Here is a 17,307-nt window from a genome sequence, read left to right as displayed (position 1 = left end):
AAATCATGTCCTTTATGATTTTAGAAAATCTTTTCGTCTTGGTATCAAGAAGTATCTCCTGTAAGCTCTATCCCAGTTCTATGATAATCAATGCAGGCAACGTCTTACTCCCGCACTGGTTCAGCCGCACATATAAACCGGACAAGAACTCACTGACCCTGCTTCGTCTCTTAAGAAGACAGCTGCAGGAGGTGATTATCCTTGTCTCTGCTTGTGTTTCGGATTCTCGCAGATTACTCTGATGCGTCCTTTTCTCTTAATGATCTTGCACTTTTCGCACATTGGCTTTACTGATGATCTAACCTTCACGTTAAACCCTCCTTTCAAAAGAGACCATTTTATATTGTAACATAAGGATTTCCTGTTGGCAACCCTTTTTTCCAATTATTTCTCTTCTTATTTATCTCTCCAGATGATACGTCCCTTGCTGAGATCGTAGGGCGAAAGCTCCAGAGTCACTCTGTCACCCGGAAGAATCCTGATAAAGTTCTGACGGAGTTTACCGCTGATATGCGCCAGCACTCTGTGTCCGTTTTCCAGCTCAACCTGAAACATTGTGTTAGGAAGTTTCTCCACAACGGTACCTTCGATTTCAATTACATCACTTTTAGACATATATTTCCTCCATTTTACCTATTCGCAACTATTCCTCCGTCCCCGGGGACGGCCGCAGTATTTCCATACTGCTTTAAGGCATACCTGATTTCCTCCGCATATACTTTTTCCCCTTTCTGCAGCCTGTAAAGCAATTTCTCATCCACATAGCTGTCAATGGGCTGTATATGTTTTCTCCGCTTTTTTTTCGGTCTGTCAGGCGGCTTCAGGCGTCCGTCGCACAGATACACAAAATCGCCTTCCTCCGCTATAATCACATAGAGTGTATCCCTGTCATGTCCTGCTCTTGATGTCGCCAGCTGCCCTGTCATCTTCCCTTCATTCCCCCTAATACAAAGTCAAAATTTCAGGTTCCCCTTCCGTAATCAGAATCGTGTTCTCATAGTGCGCCGACAGAGAACCGTCTTCCGTCACCACTGTCCAGTTGTCATCCAGCCACTCCACATCCGCTCTTCCCATATTGATCATGGGTTCGATGGCCAGCGTCATTCCCGGCCGAAGCCTGGGCCCTCTCTTAATCTGCGCAAAATGTGGAATCTGTGGATCCTCGTGAAGCTTTGTTCCCACTCCATGCCCTACCAGTTCCCGTACGATTCCATAACCATAGGGTTTGATATAAGCAGCAATGGCATTGGAAATATCATACAGATGATTTCCGGCTTTTGCCATTTTTATACCTTCAAAAAAGCTGTTTTTTGTCACATCAATGAGCTGCCTGGCCTCAGGGCTGATCTTTCCTACCCCATGCGTTCTGGCCTGGTCGGAATGATATCCCTTGTAAATCATCCCTGCGTCCAGACTGACAATATCACCCTCCTGCAGGATACGGCGTTTATTGGGAATGCCGTGTACGACTTCATCATTTACAGACACACATATGCTTGCCGGAAATCCGTTATAATGAAGGAAATTGGGGATTCCTCCCAGCTTCCGGATCAGAGTATCTCCCTTTATATCGATTTCTCTGGTCGATATCCCCGGCCGTATATACTCCTCCAGCTCCTTATGTACAATAGCCAGTAATCTGCAGGACTCACGAATCAGTTCAATCTGTTTTTCTGTCTTGATTATAATTGCCATGATAAAATATCTTCCTATGCTAATATGTCTGTGATTGCCTGAAATACGTCCTGCATGCTCATTGTCCCGTCTACTGTACGGAGAATTCCCTTTTGAGTATAATAGTCAATCAATGGCTGTGTCTGGTCATGATATACCTTTAAACGGTTCAGAACCGTCTCCGGCTTATCATCCTCCCGAAGCACCAGCTCGCTGCCGCAGCTGTCGCACACGCCATCCTGCCTGGGCGGAACATGTTCGGTGTGATAAGTGGCGCCGCATTTTATGCAGGCACGCCTGCCGGACATTCTCTTCACAATACTTTCATCCGGTACATCCACATCCACCGCATAATCAATTTTTTCATTCAGCTTCTCCAGCGCTTCATCCAGCACCTGAGCCTGGGGTATGGTCCTGGGAAAACCATCCAGCACATAGCCATTTCCACAGTCCTCCTGTGCCACTCTGTCCAACAGGATTTTCACTGTCAGTTCATCCGGCACAAGCAGTCCCTTATCCATATACTGCTTCGCCTCTTTTCCCAGCTCCGTACCATTTTTAATGTTGGCACGGAAAATATCCCCCGTGGACACATGAGGAATACCATACTTCTCGGCAATCATAATGGCCTGTGTACCCTTGCCGGCACCAGGCGCGCCCAGCATAATAATTTTCATTTCTTCTCATCTCCACATGCCGTGTTACTCCGGATTCAGATTTCAGACATCCGGCCTACGGCTTTCCACTGATATAAAATAATCTGCGGATATCACAGGAGCTTTCCCGAATCACGGGAAAGCTCCTCCTGTACCCTTCACAGTTTCAGGTCCGCGGCATCTGCTGCAGACCAAATCTTTATTTCTCCAGGAAGCCCTTATAATTGCGGACAAGCATCTGTGATTCCACCTGCTTCATGGTCTCAAGTACCACACTGACAATAATGATAAGACTGGTGCCGCCGAAAGACACATTGGCATTGAATACACCGCTGAAAAAGTACGGCAGTACCGCAATGATTGTCAGACCTATGGCACCAATAAACACGATATAATTGAGCACCTTATTCAGATAATCACTGGTAGGCTTTCCGGGTCTGATACCCGGAATAAATCCGCCCTGTTTCTTCATATTATCGGCTATCATAAGCGGATTGAAAGTGATGGAGGTATAAAAATAAGCAAACAGAACAATTAATACGATATAAACCAGCAGACCAACCGTATATTTCAGCTGTTCCGGTCTGCACCAATAGCTGGAATTCATATACTTTAAAATCTCGCCCCACACTCCCGTGCCCGAATATCCTGTAAAAGAAGAAATGATTATGGGCAGCTGCAGCAAAGACTGTGCAAAGATAACAGGAATCACGCCCGCGGTATTCACCTTCAGGGGAATGTTGGAAGTCTGTCCCCCCACCATCTTCCTGCCCTGCACTTTATTGGCATACTGTACAGGAATCCGGCGGACACCGTCATTCAGGATGATAACCAGCAATACCATGGCAACAATCACGGCAAAGATAATCACCACCGCCAGAACCGCCGTGGCAGGTGCCTTTCCAAACACAAACTGCTGGAACAGGTTGCCCAGATCTTCGGGAAGTCTCGAGATGATATTAATCACCAGGACAATGGAAATACCGTTTCCTATGCCTCTTTCCGTAATCCGCTCACCGATCCACATCAGGAAAGCACTGCCGGCTGTCAGTGTCGCCACGGCACAGGTAATGCTTAACGCCCGTTCCCCTGTACTCATCACAGCGTAATCCGTCAAATACCCCTGTCTGCCGAAGCTGATTGCCATCGCAGTAGACTGAATCAGTGCCAGTCCTATTGTCACATATCTTGTGATGGAGGCAATTTTCTTCCTTCCGTCATCACCGTCACGCTGCATCTCCTCCAGTTTGGGAATGGCGATTGTCAGCAGCTGCATAATAATGGAGGAAGTAATATAAGGACTGATGTTCAGCGCCAAAATGGACATATTGATAAACGAACCACCTGTAATCGCATCAAAGAAGCTGAATGCACCATCTGACTGAGCATCAAACCAGCTCTTAAAATATTCACCGTTTACCCCCGGCACAGGCAGCTGTGATCCGATTCGAATCACAATCAGCATGGCCAGGGTAAAAAGGATCTTATCTCTCAGATCTTTAATTTTGAATGCGTTTTTCAGTGTTGTAAACATTACATCACCTCTGCTGTTCCACCAAGTGCCTCAATCTTTTCCTTCGCAGATGCACTGAATGCATCTACTTTTACATTGAGCTTTTTGGTAAGTTCTCCATTTCCGAGTATCTTTACTCCGTCTCTGGGATTTTTGATAATACCAGCTTCAATAAGTGCATTTACATCCACAGTTGCGCCTTCTTCAAAACGCTCCAGAACATTTATATTGACAGCAACGATATCCTTTGAGTTCCTGTTGGTAAATCCTCTCTTGGGGATACGTCTGTACAAAGGCATCTGTCCGCCTTCGAAACCGATTCTGGGTGCCCCGGAACGCGCTTTCTGGCCCTTGTGTCCCTTACCGGCTGTCTTGCCGTTCCCGGAAGCATGCCCGCGGCCTCTCCTGAAATTATTGCTGTGCTTGGAACCCTCTGCAGGTCTTAAATTGGATAATTCCATTTCTAACACCTCCTTTTCATTTATACTTCTTCTACTTTTAACAAATGGCTGACCAGGCGAATCTGTCCTCTTGTGGCGTCATTGTCAGGAAGTATTACGGACCTGCCCAGCTTGCGGAGTCCCATAGATTCGACAATTGCCCTGTTCTTCGGTACCGCGCCGATGGTAGACTTCACCAGAGTAATCTTTAACTTTTTATCTTCCATTACTATTCTCCTTTCAAAGCTACTGCAAAACTTCGTTAACAGTTCTGTAACCTGTCTGAACTGTTACAAACTTCGGAAGCTTCTTATGCCAGAACTTCCTCAACGGATTTGCCGCGGCTCTTAGCTACTTCCTCCGGGGATTTCAGCTGACTCAAACCGGTAATGGTTGCCAGGACCACATTCTGCTTGTTGTTCGATCCAAGAGACTTGGTACGAATGTTCTTGATACCCGCAAGTTCACATACCACACGGGCAGGACCGCCTGCGATGATACCTGTACCATCCGGAGCCTTCTTCAGCAGAACGTTTGCAGAACCGTATTTACCGATAAAATCATGTGTAATGGAATTATTTTCATCTAATGCAATTTCCACTATATGCTTCATTGCATCTTCTTTTCCCTTACGAATGGCTTCAGGAATCTCTACTGCCTTGCCAAGCCCGGCGCCTACATGACCATTTCCATCGCCTACAACCACCAGAGCGGTAAAACGCATGTTACGTCCGCCCTTTACGGTTTTGGTTACACGCTTGATGGTTACAACCTTATCAGTCAATTCAAACTGGCTTGCATCTATGATTGTGTGTTTCATGGTGTGTATTCCTCTTCCTTTCCTAGAATTCCAGGCCAGCTTCTCTGGCTGCGTCAGCTAATGCTGCAACTTTACCCTGATATATATAGCCGCCTCTGTCAAAGACAACTTTGGTGATACCTTTTTCTACTGCTCTCTTGCCGATTACAGTGCCCAGGTATGCTGCCGCATCAACGTCATTGGTTTTCGTAAGCTCTTCCCTGATCGGCTTTTCCAGGGTGGAAGCGGATACTAATGTATTCCCAACAGTATCATCGATAATTTGAGCATACATATGATTATTGCTTCTGAATACCGCAAGACGGGGTCTCTCTGCAGTACCACTGAAGCGGTTACGAATTCTCATGTGTTTTTTAACACGAACTTCTTTTCTTGATTTCTTGTTAACCATCTTCATACTCTCCTTATCTGCTATTTCTTACCGGTCTTACCAACTTTACGTCTGATCGTCTCATCGGCATACTTGATACCCTTGCCCTTATAAGGTTCAGGTCTCCTCTTGTCTCTGATTTCAGCAGCGAATTGGCCAACTTTTTCTTTGTCAATCCCCTTGACAATGATTACGTTCTGACCTTCCACAACGGTCTCAATGCCTGCGGGATCTTCCATTTCCACGGGATGAGAATAGCCCAGGCTCAGGGTCAGCTTCTTGCCGGCCTTGGCCGCTCTGTAACCCACACCGTTTACCTCCAGCTTCTTCTCATAGCCTGCGGTAACGCCTGTTACCATGTTATTGATAAGGGTTCTGGTCAGACCATGCAGCGATCTCATCTTCTTCAGATCATTGGGTCTGTTAACCACTATCTGCGTACCCTCCATCTTGATTTCCATCTCGGCGGGTAAGACTCTCTCCAGAGTCCCCTTGGGACCTTTGACGGTCACTTTATTATTTTCTGCAATCTCCACAGTGACACCTGCGGGAACCGCGATTGGCATTCTACCTATACGTGACATGCCCGTACCTCCTATATTTTATAAAAACTATCTTCCATGGAATCTACTTCTCCATTATCTCGCACAGCTACCGCAAATCCAACAGCCGCTGCAACTCCAGAAGAATGCCCGTCCTTGGCATTCTTCCGTGTGAGACATAGATTTTCTTAGCGGGCGTCCTTTGACCGCTTAGAAAATCTTCTCACACTGTTACCAGACAAACGCCAGAACTTCGCCGCCAACCTGCAGTTCGCGGGCCTTCTTATCCGTGACAACTCCCTGGTTGGTGGAGATGATGGCAACTCCCAGACCGCCGAGCACTCTGGGCAGTTCATCCTTACCGGCATATACCCGAAGGCCGGGCTTGGAAATTCTCTTGATACCGGAAATAATCTTCTCACTCTTGTCGCCGCCGTACTTCAGTGTGATATGAATGGCTTTGAAATTACCATCGTCAATCAAATCATATTTGCTGATATAGCCCTCATCCAGAAGGATCTGTGCAATTGCCAGCTTCATTTTGGAAGCAGGGATATCCACTGTATCATGCTTGGCAGAATTTGCGTTACGAATTCTTGTAAGCATATCTGCAATAGGATCACTCATTGTCATTGTTTTTTCCTCCTTCCTACCAGCTTGCCTTCTTGACACCGGGTATCTGTCCCTTATAGGCCAGTTCGCGGAAGCAAACTCTGCAAATGCCATATTTTCTCAGATAAGCGTGGGGACGGCCGCAAATCTTGCAGCGCGTATAAGCCTGAGTGGAAAATCTGGGTTTGCGCTGCTGCTTTATTTTCAGTGATGTCTTAGCCATGTAAAATTTACCTCCTTATTGTTTTGCGAAAGGCATATTGAACAGTGTCAACAGCTCGCGCGCTTCTTCATCGGTTCTGGCCGTGGTTACGATGATTACATCCATTCCTCTGGTCTTGTCAATCTTGTCATACTCGATCTCAGGGAAGATGAACTGCTCCTTGATACCCAGAGCATAATTTCCTCTGCCGTCGAACGCGTTGGGATTGACACCTCTGAAGTCACGAACACGGGGTAATGCCAGATTCACCAGGCGGTCGAGAAACTCATACATCTTCTCGCCGCGGAGAGTAGTCTTGCAGCCGATATTCATACCCTCACGTATTTTAAAGTTAGCCACGGACTTCTTGGCTTTGGTGAGAACAGCCTTCTGGCCGGTAATTGTCTCCATATCAGATACGGCATTCTCAAGAACCTTTGGATTTTCCTTCGCTTCACCGATGCCCATGTTGACAACGATTTTGTCAAGCTTCGGAACTTCCATTATATTCTTATATCCAAATTTCTTCATCATTGCGTCCACGATTGTCTCGCGGTACACATCTTTTAATCTTGCCACTTTCTGCTCCTCCTTCCTGTTACTCAGTCAATCACTTCGCCGGTAGCCTTGGCGAAACGAACTTTCCTGTCTCCCTCCATCTTAAAGCCGACTCTGGTCGGTTTTCCCTTGAAGACAAGCATGACATTGGAAATATCAATAGGAGCTTCCTTCTGAATGATACCGCCGTTGGGATTGGCCTGAGAAGGTTTCGCATGCTTTGTAATCATGTTCACGCCCTCTACGGTCACTCTGTGCTTTTTGATATCAACGGAAATCACCTTTCCTTCTGCATTACAGTCTTTGCCGGCGATTACCTTCACTGTATCGCCCCTCTTAATCTTCATTGCTGACATACGGCACCTCCTTATAATACTTCCGGAGCAAGAGATACGATCTTCATGAACTGTTTCTCACGAAGCTCTCTCGCCACGGGCCCAAAAATACGGGTTCCTCTGGGTGTCTTGTCTTCCTTGATGATTACAGCGGCATTCTCATCAAACCTGATGTAGGAACCGTCTTTCCGGCGGGTCTCCTTTACGGTGCGGACTACAACTGCCTTCACGACATCACCCTTTTTTACAACGCCGCCTGGTGTTGCATCTTTCACAGTAGCAACAATCACATCGCCAATATGCGCATATCTTCTTGTAGAGCCGCCCATAACGCGGATGCAGAGCAATTCTTTTGCACCGGTATTATCGGCAACCTTCAGTCTTGTTTCCTGCTGAACCATGATCTTCCTCCTATTTTGCCCTCTCTACGATTTCCACGAGACGCCATCTCTTATCCTTGGACAAAGGTCTCGTTTCCATAACCTTCACAGTATCTCCGATATTGCACTCATTCTTCTCGTCGTGGGCCTTCAGCTTATAGGTACTCTTTACAACCTTTTTGTAAAGGGGATGTTTTACACGATTTTCAATGGCTACAACGATTGTCTTATCCATTTTATTGCTGGTAACCTTACCAACACGGACTTTTCTCAAATTTCTTTCCACGATTGCTCTCCTTTCACTGCCGCTTGCATTAAGAACGCCGCAGCCAATTTATGCCCTGGCCTTCTCGGTAATAATTGTCTGAATACGTGCAATGTTCTTCCTTACTTCCTTGATTCTTGCAGTATTATCCAACTGATTGGTTGCGTTCTGGAATCTCAAGTTGAAAAGCTCTTTCTTGGCAGCAACAAGCTCGCTGTTCAGCTCTTCCGCGGATTTGCTCTTTAATTCTTCTACAAATTTACTGGATTTCATTATTCAACACCGCCTTCCAAATCTGCCTTTGCAACGATTTTACATTTGCAGGGAAGCTTATGCATTGCCAGACGCAATGCCTCTTTTGCCTGTTCCTCCGGCACTCCGGCAATCTCAAACATCACACGGCCGGGCTTTACAACTGCCACCCAATATTCCACGGAACCCTTACCGGAACCCATACGAGTCTCCGCAGGCTTCGCTGTAACGGGCTTGTCAGGGAAAATCTTAATCCACACCTGACCGTTACGCTTTGTATAACGGGTAAGAGCGATACGTGCAGCCTCAATCTGATTGGATTTCACCCAGCAGGGCTCTGCAGCTACCAGACCGTACTCGCCGTAAGTGATGGTGTTGCCCCTTGTAGCCTTCCCGGCCATACTGCCGCGGAACTGTTTACGATGTTTCACTCTTTTAGGCATTAACATTATTTATCACTCCCTTCCGTCTGATTTCCTTTTGCAGGAAGTATCTCGCCCTTATAAATCCAGACTTTGACACCGACCTTACCATATGTGGTATCGGCCTCTGCAAAGCCATAGTCAATATCTGCTCTCAGTGTCTGAAGAGGAATCGTACCCTCGCTGTAGAACTCTGTACGTGCCATATCGGCGCCGCCCAGACGTCCGGAACAGGATGCCTTGATTCCCAGCGAACCGGCCTTCATGGATCTGCCCATGCAGGACTTCATCGCACGTCTGAAAGAAATACGGTTTTCAAGCTGCTGCGCAATGTTCTCCGCCACCAGCTGAGCATCCTTGTCCGGTCTCTTGATTTCCTTGATGTCAATCAGGACCTTCTTATCGGTCATCTTGCTCAGTTCGGTCCTGGTAACTTCGATTTCAGCGCCGCCCTTTCCGATGATCACACCGGGTTTCGCAGTATGAATGATGACTCTTATTCTGTCGGATGCTCTCTCAATCTCAATCTTGGAAACACCCGCGCTGTACAGTTTCTTTTTCAGGTACTTTCTGATCTGAAAGTCTTCGACAAGATAATCTGAAAACTCACCTTCAGCGTACCATCTGGAATCCCATTCTTTAATAACTCCGACTCTTAAGCCATGAGGATTAACTTTCTGTCCCATTTATTCGTCCGCTCCTTTCCCTACTCCCTCTCATCCAGTACAACAGTGATATGACTTGTTCTCTTCTCGATTCTGTAAGCCCTGCCCTGTGCTCTGGGGTGAATACGCTTCATCGTAGGTCCCTTGTTCGCATAGCACTCGGCTACATAGAGGTTATCCCTGTTCATACCGTTATTGTTCTCGGCGTTTGCAGCGGCCGACTCAATCAGCTTCTTGACCAGGCCGGAAGCATATCTGGGGTTATATTCCAAAATAGCAAGTGCTGTCTCCACATCTTTGCCTCTGATGGCATCCAGTACAAAACAAGCCTTCTGTACAGACACTCTTGCATAAGATAACTTTGCCGAAGGTCTGGTGTCCTTCTGCGCATTTCTTTCTCTTTTAATCTGACTTCTATGCCCTTTAGCCATAGATTTTACCCTCCTTATCGATTACCTTACCTTGGACTTCTTCTCGTCCTTACCGTGACCGCGATAGGTTCTGGTAGCGACGAATTCGCCAAGCTTATGGCCAACCATGTCCTCGGTAACATATACAGGCACATGCTTTCTTCCGTCATGAACTGCAATCGTGTGTCCCACAAAAGAAGGGAAAATTGTAGAACGACGGGACCAGGTCTTGATAACCTGCTTCTGTCCTGAAGCATTTAAAGCATCTATTTTCTTTAACAGGCTTTCATCTGCGAAAGGTCCTTTTTTAAGTGATCTAGCCATTGTCTCTCCTCCTCAACTATTACTTGATTGCCCTGCCGTCGCGTCTTCTCACAATCATCTTGTTGGAAGACTTCTTAGCCTTACGCGTCTTATAACCAAGAGCAGGCTTACCCCAGGGGGTGCTGGGACCGGGACGTCCGATACCGGTCTTACCCTCGCCGCCGCCGTGAGGATGGTCATTGGGGTTCATCACGGAACCGCGTACCGTGGGACGGATGCCCATATGGCGCTTACGACCGGCCTTACCGATATTAATCAGATTGTGATCACCGTTTCCGACAACACCGATAGTTGCACGACATACAAGGGGAACCATTCTCATTTCGCCGGAGGGAAGACGAAGCGTTGCGTTTTTTCCTTCCTTGGCCATCAGCTGTGCACTGTTGCCTGCGGAGCGAACCATCTGGCCGCCCTTGCCGGGATACAGTTCCACATTGTGTACCTGAGTACCTACAGGGATCTCGGATAAAGGCAGGCAATTTCCCACTCTCACTTCAGCGTGAGGCCCGTTCATAACCTTCATCCCGTCTGTCAGTCCCTGAGGAGCGATGATATATGCCTTCTCGCCATCCTCATAGCAGATCAGCGCGATGTTCGCGGATCTGTTGGGATCATACTCAATGCCGACCACAGTGGCCATGATACCGTCTTTCTTTCTCTTGAAGTCGATGATTCTGTATTTCCTTCTGGAACCGCCGCCGTGATGTCTCACGGTAATCTTACCCTGATTGTTGCGTCCCGCATTCTTCTTCAGAGAAGTGCACAGACTCTTCTCGGGGGTATCCTTTGTGATTTCGGAAAAATCAGAACCCGTCATATGCCTTCTGGAAGGTGTATAGGGATTATATTTCTTGATTCCCATTTTCTTATATCTCCTTTTCTATGATTCTTTGCGCGGCCCTTTACCCGGCCGCATACTTAAATCTGTCATGGTTCAGAACCGGGTGAACGTATTCCCGCCGGCTCTGTCCTCTGACCCGGAAGGCCATTACAGACCTGCGAAGATTTCGATATCCTTGCTCTCTGCAGTCAGCTTCACAATTGCCTTCTTGGTCTTCGCTGTCTTGCCGGTCACCATGCCCCGCCTCTTGTTCTTGCCCTGGCAGTTCATTGTGTTGACACGCTCTACCTTCGTGCCCTCGAACATCTTCTCCACAGCTTCCTTGATCTGACTCTTATTTGCTTCCGGATGTACCAGGAAGGTGTATTCCTTCCTGGCCATACCGTTCATACTCTTCTCGGTAATCACCGGTTTGAGGATTACGTCATAGTATTTGATGTCTGCCATTATGCGTACACCTCCTCGATCTTTGTCACGGCGTCTTTTGTCAGCACCACCGTCTTCGCATTCAGAATATCATACACGTTAATTGCATTTGCCGCCGCGGTATTCACATCCGGCAGATTCCTTGCGGACATTACCACATTGGTATCATTCTCGGCAATCACCACCAACCCCTTCTGAACCTTCAGGTTGTTCATCACTGCCACGAAGTTTTTGGTCTTAATTCCATCGAGCTTCAGCTCGTCAAGCACGATCAGATTACCGCCCTGCACTTTGCTGGTCAGCACTGACTTCAGCGCCGCTCTCTTTTCCTTCCTGTTGATCTTAAAGGAATAGTCTCTGGGCACGGGCGCGAACACTACGCCGCCGCCCTTCCACTGAGGAGCTCTGGTTGAACCCTGCCTTGCATGACCGGTTCCTTTCTGTCTCCAGGGCTTTCTTCCGCCGCCGGATACCTCAGCGCGGGTTTTTGCCTTCTGCGTTCCCTGACGCATATTTGCAAGATGCTGTACAACTGCCATGTGTACCAGATGCTCGTTTACTTCAACACCGAATACTGCATCATTCAAATCAATCGTACCGACTTCCTTGCCTTCCATATTATAAACAGATACGCTTGCCATCTGAATTGGCCCTCCTTTCGCACGAATTAGCTTTCTACCTTAACAGATTCTCTGACGGTTACCAGTCCCTTCCTGGGTCCGGGCACTGAACCCTTTACCAGAAGCAGGTTCTTCTCGGCATCCACTCTCACAATCTCGAGATTCTGTACGGTTACTTTTACGCATCCCATATGGCCGGGCATGCCTTTTCCCTTGAACACACGGCTGGGGGAAGAGCAGGCGCCGTTGGAACCCTGATGACGATGGAATTTGGAACCGTGCTTCATAGGTCCTCTGTGCTGTCCCAGTCTCTTGATTGCGCCCTGGAAACCTTTACCTTTGGAGATCGCGGAAGCGTCAATTTTGTCGCCCTGCGCGAAGACATCGGCCTTGATTTCCGCACCCAGGGTATACTCCCCGGCATTCTCAAATCTGAACTCTCTCACATATCTTCTGGCGCTTACGCCGGCCTTCTTGAAATGTCCCTGCTCGGCTTTGTTCACGCCGTGTCTGTGGATCACTTCTTTCCTGCCGCCTGCGTCCTTATTGATAATTCTTTCCTTCTTCTCAACAAATCCCACCTGCACTGCGCTGTATCCGTCGTTCTCCTCAGTCTTGACCTGCGTTACCACACAGGGTCCTGCCTGAAGAACCGTTACCGGAATCAAAGTGCCGTCTTCGCCGAAAATCTGGGTCATTCCGACTTTTGTCGCCAATATTGCCTTCTTCATTTTTCCTCTCTTTCTGCCCTGAGGCTTCATCTACATAGCGGACCACACAGTTATCGTTGCGTCATAACCGCGAAGGCGCATTCTCCGCGCCCTCCCCTTCCGGGGAATGTGTTCATACGTCTAAGTAGAGGTTTTATTTTCTTATTTGGTTCTCATTTTAATGTCAATGTATACGCCTGCAGGCATTTCCAGTCTCTGCAGCGCATCCACTGTCTTCTGTGTCGGGGCAATGATATCAATCAGTCTCTTGTGAGTTCTCTGCTCGAACTGCTCTCTGGAGTCCTTGTACTTGTGTACGGCTCTCAGAATTGTCACAACCTCTTTCTTGGTAGGAAGGGGCACGGGGCCGCTTACCTCCGATCCGGTCTTCTTCACAGTCTCGATAATCTTCTTCGCAGAAGCATCCACCAACTGATGCTCATATGCCTTCAGGGTAATTCTCATTACTTGACTTGCCATAAAAAAAGTCGCCTCCTTTTCGCACTTTTAACGAAATGAAAATTCACATTTTCATTTTTAGTACGACAAGCGGTGACTGTACACTCTCCCGTGTGTGTCCTGATTTCTTACGCAACCTTCTCGAATTCCGGCCTCACACTGTCTCTGCCTGTTTGCAGACCCTGAATTGGTACAGTGACTTGTCGTCAGTTTTGTAACTTGACATTCGCTCCACGGAAAACCCGTCTGTCATCGCTGGCAGCCGGCAACCTCTCGCTTCACAGCTATCATGCCACAGCGTTTATTAGTATACATGGAAATTCCTGACTTTGCAATATCTTTTTTTCATATTTTGTATTTTTTTTGTATTTTTTTGCAATCCTTCAGTGTTCTGTCCGGACTGCTCCGTCGTTATTCTCTCCGCGCCAATTACCAGCTTCATCCTTTTATCTCCTGTTTTTTACTACAGGATTTTCCCTGAATACATCAGGATATTCTTTATGTACTTTACCAATCATTTTTGTATTCATTGAAAACTTTTTGATTGACCTTTTTCTTTTTCTGTGCTACCCTCATATGTGAAAGGAGGTTATATCCTTGAGTGAAGGCAAAAAAATAAGAGAAGTCAGAATTGCCTTAAAGCTTACGCTTGAAGAATTCGGCTCAAAAGTCGGAGTGACAAAAGCCGCAATGTCTAATATCGAAAAAGGGAACCGCAATGTCACGGAACAAATGCGGAAAGCAATCTGCCGGGAATTCAATGTGAATTATGACTGGCTCATGTACGGGGATGGTGAAATGTTTTCAGACTTGCCGCAGACGTTTCTGGATGAATTGTGCAGGCAGCACAACATGGACGACTTTGACAGGCAGCTGATTGAATTCTACCTGACGCTGGATGCCGGATGCCGGGAAGCCCTGAAGAAACATATCCGCGAAACTCTGTCACATAAAAAGGACAGCCCGCAGTAGACTGTCCCCATCTCCGGCACGATGCCGAACCAGCTTCCGGCTGCCGCAGCGTCGGCGATGTCTGTCCGCCCTCTATGGTGTTTAATGTGGATGTGTTCATCCTCCCATACCTGGATGAAGCATGAATCTTGTTCGTTATGGTTAAACTTAAAGCATTTAAAACTTTGTTTGGAGGTATTTTACTATGGAATATATTATTAATTTCACGTGGGACGATGAATCCGGTGTATGGATTGCCACCAGCAACGATATCCCCGGTCTTGTCCTGGAATCAGGATCATTTGATGCACTTCTGGAACGTACAAGGTTTGCAGTGCCTGAACTCCTGGAACTGAATTCACCCTCTGCCCAGCCCCTTTCCCTGACCTTCAGGTCAGAGCGTCACGAAAGGATGGTAGTAAATGGCTGAATATGAAAAACGGGTACGCAATATCCTCTCACAGAATGGATGTACCTTCGTCAGACATGGGAAAGGCGACCATGATATCTGGTACAGTCCGCTTTCAGGGCGGCATGTCACTGTCGATAAAAAAATCAAGTCACGGCACACTGCAAATGCCGTCTTGAAGCAAAGCGGAATAAATTTCAAGCTTTGAATGTTTCTTATTCTGTTTTTTCGAACGGAAAACTACAACTTCAGATTTCAGGAGACATAAACTATGATGTGGATTGCAGACAACTGGAAAGACTACGCGGTTCTGGACGCCTCCGGCGGAGAAAAACTGGAAAGGTGGGGCAGCTATATTCTGGTGCGGCCGGACCCTCAGGTCATCTGGCGCACCCCTTATGACCACAGCGGCTGGAAACGGAAAAACGGCCATTATCACAGAAGCGCAAAAGGCGGCGGAGAATGGGAATTCTTCCATCTGCCGGATGAGTGGAGTATCTCCTATCGCTTTAAGGAAAATGCGGAACCCCTTACTGACCTTCCGTCCGAACAGACGGCGGAGAGCGCTTCCCTGACCTTCCGTCTGAAGCCTTTCAGCTTCAAGCACACCGGCCTCTTCCCGGAACAGGCTGTGAACTGGGAGTGGTTCTCCGGGCTTATCCGCAGGGAAGTCCGTACCGGAAGGCCGGTTAAGATCCTGAATCTCTTCGCCTATACAGGCGGCGCCACTCTCGCCGCCGCGGCGGCAGGCGCCGCCGTAACCCATGTGGATGCGTCAAAGGGCATGGTTGGCTGGGCGAAAGAGAACGCGGCAGCCTCCGGGCTGGGGGAAGCCCCCATCCGCTGGCTGGTGGACGACTGTGTCAAATTCGTGGAACGGGAAATCCGGCGGGGCAACAAATACGACGGAATCATTATGGACCCGCCCTCTTACGGCCGCGGACCCAAAGGTGAAATCTGGAAAATGGAAGAAAATATCTGGGACTTTATCCGTCTCTCCACACAGCTTCTGTCCGAAGACGCCCTGTTTTTCCTGATCAATTCCTATACCACAGGCCTGCAGCCGGCAGTACTTTCCTATATGATGCATACCGCCATTGTAAAACCTTTCGGCGGCCATGCGGAAGCGGAGGAAATCGGTCTGCCTGTGGAGCTGAGCGGTCTGATTCTGCCCTGCGGAGCCGCCGGACGCTGGCAGCGGAAATAGATGCCGTCCGGGGAGCCCACGGAACAGCTGAGCCGTTGTACATTTACAGCACATAATCGCGCAAAATCGCTGTCCTGCGCAATATCCATGCGGAGGCGGCAGACAAAACCAAAGTTCCCAGGAAAAACAGCGGCAGCGAAATCCCCACTGCAAAGGATAATGGCGTCACATGCAGCGCCTTATAGGCAACATTGATAAAGACAGGATGCACCAGATACACTGTGAAGCTCAGCGCTGCCGCCTGCTTCCAGAAGCCGGCGGCTTTTGTCCTCTGCGCTTCTTTCTGTGCCGGCCATGTCATTCCCCAGCCGAACAGCAGCAGAGCAAGCAGCGCCGTAAAAGGATAGGCGTAAGCCATCTGTACGGTATAGGTTCCCGAGAGTCTGCTGCAGACCATGCCCGCCGCCGACAGGAGAATGCCCGTCAGCAGAATGCCGGGCATGACAATGCCTTTTTTCCGCAAAGTCCTTCCGCCTTTCCCGAAAAGCCCTTCCTGTCTCCCCGTCACAAATAAATAGCCGCATATATAATAGAAGAGATAAATTACCTGATCCGGTAAAACCGGCTGCAATTCCAGCCCCCAGACCCAGGATACCCAGGGCAGGACACTGCATCCGGTGAAGATCACAAGCTCTGCTCCCCAAATGACCGCTCTCGGAATCCGTGCCAGCAGATACCGGAGTGCCGGAGTCAGCAGATACAGAATCAAAATCAGATACAGATACCACATGTGGGACCAGCCCTGCCCTTTCAGCACCATCACAAATGCCTTCCCGATCATTCCCCATCGGAAGCCACCTTCCAGCGCGATCTGCTCCATACAGGCATAGGGTACCCCGAACAGAAACAATGCCAGCACAATCCGTCTGCAGTATTTTTTCAGCATTTTACCCACGCCGATTCGACGCGCCGGGTTCAGAAACAGATAGCCGGATATGATAACGAACATGGGAACACTCCAGCAGACCAAATCCAATATCATCTGAAATATTTTGTACTCTGTAGGGTACAGACTCATGTCAGCGGAGTCCATCACGCCGGTAACCGTATGCAGCAGCACCACGGCACAGGTAGCTGCCACTCTCAGTTTATCCAGAAAAGCTTCTCTCATCCTTTTGTCTCCATTCACGCCGACTGCCAGCCACGGCGCCGCAATCCAGGTTGTGCCCTGTACCTTCATCAGAAAGATACAGGGCTCCTGTCCATGCTAATCATTGTACTCTACCTTCCGAAAGAGACGCAAG

Annotated in this window: 32 protein-coding genes; 4 read left to right on the top strand and 28 right to left on the bottom strand. The window is 48.2% G+C overall.

Annotation, left to right across the window (positions count from 1 at the left end; genetic code table 11):
* Nucleotides 1-195: 195 nt before the first annotated feature.
* The 27 genes from rpmJ to rpsJ all read right to left on the bottom strand — a co-directional run bounded on the left by rpmJ (nucleotide 196) and on the right by rpsJ (nucleotide 13,517).
* The gene (gene rpmJ, locus NSB25_RS05160) at nucleotides 196-309 is read right to left on the bottom strand and encodes a 50S ribosomal protein L36 (protein WP_103238484.1); all 114 of its coding nucleotides are present in this window, start codon (nucleotides 307-309) and stop codon (nucleotides 196-198) included.
* An 87-nt stretch (nucleotides 310-396) separates the two neighbouring features.
* The gene (gene infA, locus NSB25_RS05155) at nucleotides 397-615 is read right to left on the bottom strand and encodes a translation initiation factor IF-1 (RefSeq protein WP_103238363.1); all 219 of its coding nucleotides are present in this window, start codon (nucleotides 613-615) and stop codon (nucleotides 397-399) included.
* 14 nt (nucleotides 616-629) lie between these two features.
* Nucleotides 630-926 carry a KOW domain-containing RNA-binding protein gene (locus tag NSB25_RS05150; protein ID WP_103238362.1) on the bottom strand — a complete coding sequence of 99 codons (297 nt, stop codon included), beginning with the start codon at nucleotides 924-926 and terminating at the stop codon, nucleotides 630-632.
* A 16-nt stretch (nucleotides 927-942) separates the two neighbouring features.
* Complete coding sequence (gene map / locus NSB25_RS05145) at nucleotides 943-1,695, bottom strand: type I methionyl aminopeptidase (RefSeq protein WP_103238361.1); 753 nt, start codon at nucleotides 1,693-1,695, stop codon at nucleotides 943-945.
* A gap of 14 nt (nucleotides 1,696-1,709) precedes the next feature.
* Entirely contained in the window at nucleotides 1,710-2,351 is a 642-nt protein-coding gene (locus tag NSB25_RS05140; protein ID WP_103238360.1) for an adenylate kinase, read from the bottom strand.
* Nucleotides 2,352-2,529: 178 nt separating this feature from the next.
* Nucleotides 2,530-3,864, bottom strand: a complete 1,335-nt coding sequence (secY, locus tag NSB25_RS05135; protein WP_103238359.1) for a preprotein translocase subunit SecY — start codon at nucleotides 3,862-3,864, stop codon at nucleotides 2,530-2,532.
* Nucleotides 3,864-4,304, bottom strand: coding sequence for a 50S ribosomal protein L15 (gene rplO / locus NSB25_RS05130; protein WP_103238358.1), 441 nt, complete (start codon nucleotides 4,302-4,304; stop codon nucleotides 3,864-3,866). The genes secY and rplO overlap by 1 nt, the downstream gene beginning before the upstream one ends.
* A 20-nt stretch (nucleotides 4,305-4,324) precedes the next feature.
* Nucleotides 4,325-4,510 carry a 50S ribosomal protein L30 gene (gene rpmD / locus NSB25_RS05125; protein ID WP_103238357.1) on the bottom strand — a complete coding sequence of 62 codons (186 nt, stop codon included), beginning with the start codon at nucleotides 4,508-4,510 and terminating at the stop codon, nucleotides 4,325-4,327.
* An 83-nt stretch (nucleotides 4,511-4,593) separates the two neighbouring features.
* On the bottom strand, nucleotides 4,594-5,103 hold the full coding sequence (gene rpsE / locus NSB25_RS05120; RefSeq protein WP_103238356.1) for a 30S ribosomal protein S5: 510 nt from the start codon (nucleotides 5,101-5,103) through the stop codon (nucleotides 4,594-4,596).
* Between the two features lie 22 nt (nucleotides 5,104-5,125).
* Nucleotides 5,126-5,494 (bottom strand): 50S ribosomal protein L18, encoded by a 369-nt coding sequence (gene rplR, locus NSB25_RS05115; protein ID WP_103238483.1) that lies wholly within the window; start codon nucleotides 5,492-5,494, stop codon nucleotides 5,126-5,128.
* Between the two features lie 20 nt (nucleotides 5,495-5,514).
* Nucleotides 5,515-6,057 (bottom strand): 50S ribosomal protein L6, encoded by a 543-nt coding sequence (gene rplF / locus NSB25_RS05110; protein ID WP_103238355.1) that lies wholly within the window; start codon nucleotides 6,055-6,057, stop codon nucleotides 5,515-5,517.
* A 189-nt stretch (nucleotides 6,058-6,246) separates the two neighbouring features.
* Nucleotides 6,247-6,648, bottom strand: coding sequence for a 30S ribosomal protein S8 (rpsH, locus tag NSB25_RS05105; RefSeq protein ID WP_103238354.1), 402 nt, complete (start codon nucleotides 6,646-6,648; stop codon nucleotides 6,247-6,249).
* Between the two features lie 16 nt (nucleotides 6,649-6,664).
* Entirely contained in the window at nucleotides 6,665-6,850 is a 186-nt protein-coding gene (locus NSB25_RS05100; protein ID WP_103238353.1) for a type Z 30S ribosomal protein S14, read from the bottom strand.
* Nucleotides 6,851-6,865: 15 nt separating this feature from the next.
* Complete coding sequence (gene rplE / locus NSB25_RS05095) at nucleotides 6,866-7,408, bottom strand: 50S ribosomal protein L5 (RefSeq protein ID WP_103238352.1); 543 nt, start codon at nucleotides 7,406-7,408, stop codon at nucleotides 6,866-6,868.
* Between the two features lie 23 nt (nucleotides 7,409-7,431).
* Nucleotides 7,432-7,743: a 50S ribosomal protein L24 gene (gene rplX / locus NSB25_RS05090; protein WP_103238351.1), complete on the bottom strand. Its 312-nt coding sequence runs from the start codon at nucleotides 7,741-7,743 to the stop codon at nucleotides 7,432-7,434.
* A gap of 11 nt (nucleotides 7,744-7,754) precedes the next feature.
* Nucleotides 7,755-8,123, bottom strand: a complete 369-nt coding sequence (gene rplN, locus NSB25_RS05085) for a 50S ribosomal protein L14 (RefSeq protein ID WP_103238350.1) — start codon at nucleotides 8,121-8,123, stop codon at nucleotides 7,755-7,757.
* Between the two features lie 10 nt (nucleotides 8,124-8,133).
* Nucleotides 8,134-8,388: a 30S ribosomal protein S17 gene (gene rpsQ / locus NSB25_RS05080; protein ID WP_103238349.1), complete on the bottom strand. Its 255-nt coding sequence runs from the start codon at nucleotides 8,386-8,388 to the stop codon at nucleotides 8,134-8,136.
* A gap of 48 nt (nucleotides 8,389-8,436) precedes the next feature.
* On the bottom strand, nucleotides 8,437-8,640 hold the full coding sequence (gene rpmC, locus NSB25_RS05075) for a 50S ribosomal protein L29 (RefSeq protein ID WP_103238348.1): 204 nt from the start codon (nucleotides 8,638-8,640) through the stop codon (nucleotides 8,437-8,439).
* On the bottom strand, nucleotides 8,640-9,068 hold the full coding sequence (rplP, locus tag NSB25_RS05070) for a 50S ribosomal protein L16 (protein ID WP_103238347.1): 429 nt from the start codon (nucleotides 9,066-9,068) through the stop codon (nucleotides 8,640-8,642). The genes rpmC and rplP overlap by 1 nt, the downstream gene beginning before the upstream one ends.
* A complete protein-coding gene (gene rpsC / locus NSB25_RS05065) occupies nucleotides 9,068-9,727 on the bottom strand; it encodes a 30S ribosomal protein S3 (protein WP_103238346.1) in 660 nt (219 codons plus the stop codon). Before rpsC ends, rplP begins: the two co-directional genes overlap by 1 nt.
* A 20-nt stretch (nucleotides 9,728-9,747) precedes the next feature.
* Nucleotides 9,748-10,137: a 50S ribosomal protein L22 gene (gene rplV, locus NSB25_RS05060; RefSeq protein WP_103238345.1), complete on the bottom strand. Its 390-nt coding sequence runs from the start codon at nucleotides 10,135-10,137 to the stop codon at nucleotides 9,748-9,750.
* 21 nt (nucleotides 10,138-10,158) lie between these two features.
* Nucleotides 10,159-10,440 (bottom strand): 30S ribosomal protein S19, encoded by a 282-nt coding sequence (gene rpsS, locus NSB25_RS05055; protein WP_103238344.1) that lies wholly within the window; start codon nucleotides 10,438-10,440, stop codon nucleotides 10,159-10,161.
* A gap of 19 nt (nucleotides 10,441-10,459) precedes the next feature.
* The gene (gene rplB / locus NSB25_RS05050; RefSeq protein WP_103238343.1) at nucleotides 10,460-11,302 is read right to left on the bottom strand and encodes a 50S ribosomal protein L2; all 843 of its coding nucleotides are present in this window, start codon (nucleotides 11,300-11,302) and stop codon (nucleotides 10,460-10,462) included.
* A 126-nt stretch (nucleotides 11,303-11,428) separates the two neighbouring features.
* Nucleotides 11,429-11,728 carry a 50S ribosomal protein L23 gene (gene rplW, locus NSB25_RS05045; RefSeq protein ID WP_103238342.1) on the bottom strand — a complete coding sequence of 100 codons (300 nt, stop codon included), beginning with the start codon at nucleotides 11,726-11,728 and terminating at the stop codon, nucleotides 11,429-11,431.
* Nucleotides 11,728-12,348 carry a 50S ribosomal protein L4 gene (rplD, locus tag NSB25_RS05040; RefSeq protein ID WP_103238341.1) on the bottom strand — a complete coding sequence of 207 codons (621 nt, stop codon included), beginning with the start codon at nucleotides 12,346-12,348 and terminating at the stop codon, nucleotides 11,728-11,730. Before rplD ends, rplW begins: the two co-directional genes overlap by 1 nt.
* 26 nt (nucleotides 12,349-12,374) lie before the next feature.
* Nucleotides 12,375-13,058, bottom strand: a complete 684-nt coding sequence (gene rplC, locus NSB25_RS05035) for a 50S ribosomal protein L3 (protein WP_103238340.1) — start codon at nucleotides 13,056-13,058, stop codon at nucleotides 12,375-12,377.
* Nucleotides 13,059-13,199: 141 nt separating this feature from the next.
* The gene (gene rpsJ / locus NSB25_RS05030; RefSeq protein WP_103238339.1) at nucleotides 13,200-13,517 is read right to left on the bottom strand and encodes a 30S ribosomal protein S10; all 318 of its coding nucleotides are present in this window, start codon (nucleotides 13,515-13,517) and stop codon (nucleotides 13,200-13,202) included.
* A gap of 576 nt (nucleotides 13,518-14,093) precedes the next feature.
* Between rpsJ and NSB25_RS05025 the strand changes: the two genes are divergently transcribed.
* From NSB25_RS05025 to NSB25_RS05010, 4 genes are all read left to right on the top strand, one after another.
* Nucleotides 14,094-14,468, top strand: a complete 375-nt coding sequence (locus tag NSB25_RS05025; RefSeq protein WP_103238338.1) for a helix-turn-helix domain-containing protein — start codon at nucleotides 14,094-14,096, stop codon at nucleotides 14,466-14,468.
* Nucleotides 14,469-14,652: 184 nt separating this feature from the next.
* On the top strand, nucleotides 14,653-14,877 hold the full coding sequence (locus NSB25_RS05020) for a DUF1902 domain-containing protein (protein WP_103238337.1): 225 nt from the start codon (nucleotides 14,653-14,655) through the stop codon (nucleotides 14,875-14,877).
* The gene (locus NSB25_RS05015; RefSeq protein WP_103238336.1) at nucleotides 14,870-15,064 is read left to right on the top strand and encodes a type II toxin-antitoxin system HicA family toxin; all 195 of its coding nucleotides are present in this window, start codon (nucleotides 14,870-14,872) and stop codon (nucleotides 15,062-15,064) included. Before NSB25_RS05020 ends, NSB25_RS05015 begins: the two co-directional genes overlap by 8 nt.
* 66 nt (nucleotides 15,065-15,130) lie before the next feature.
* Nucleotides 15,131-16,063 carry a class I SAM-dependent methyltransferase gene (locus NSB25_RS05010; protein ID WP_103238482.1) on the top strand — a complete coding sequence of 311 codons (933 nt, stop codon included), beginning with the start codon at nucleotides 15,131-15,133 and terminating at the stop codon, nucleotides 16,061-16,063.
* Between the two features lie 43 nt (nucleotides 16,064-16,106).
* Here NSB25_RS05010 and NSB25_RS05005 read toward each other — a convergent pair whose 3' ends face one another.
* Nucleotides 16,107-17,243 carry an acyltransferase gene (locus NSB25_RS05005; protein ID WP_103238335.1) on the bottom strand — a complete coding sequence of 379 codons (1,137 nt, stop codon included), beginning with the start codon at nucleotides 17,241-17,243 and terminating at the stop codon, nucleotides 16,107-16,109.
* Nucleotides 17,244-17,307: the final 64 nt, after the last annotated feature.

The organism is Acetatifactor muris, from assembly GCF_024623325.1.
GTDB lineage: Bacteria > Bacillota > Clostridia > Lachnospirales > Lachnospiraceae > Acetatifactor > Acetatifactor muris.
This window is presented reverse-complemented; position numbering and strand designations above follow the sequence as displayed.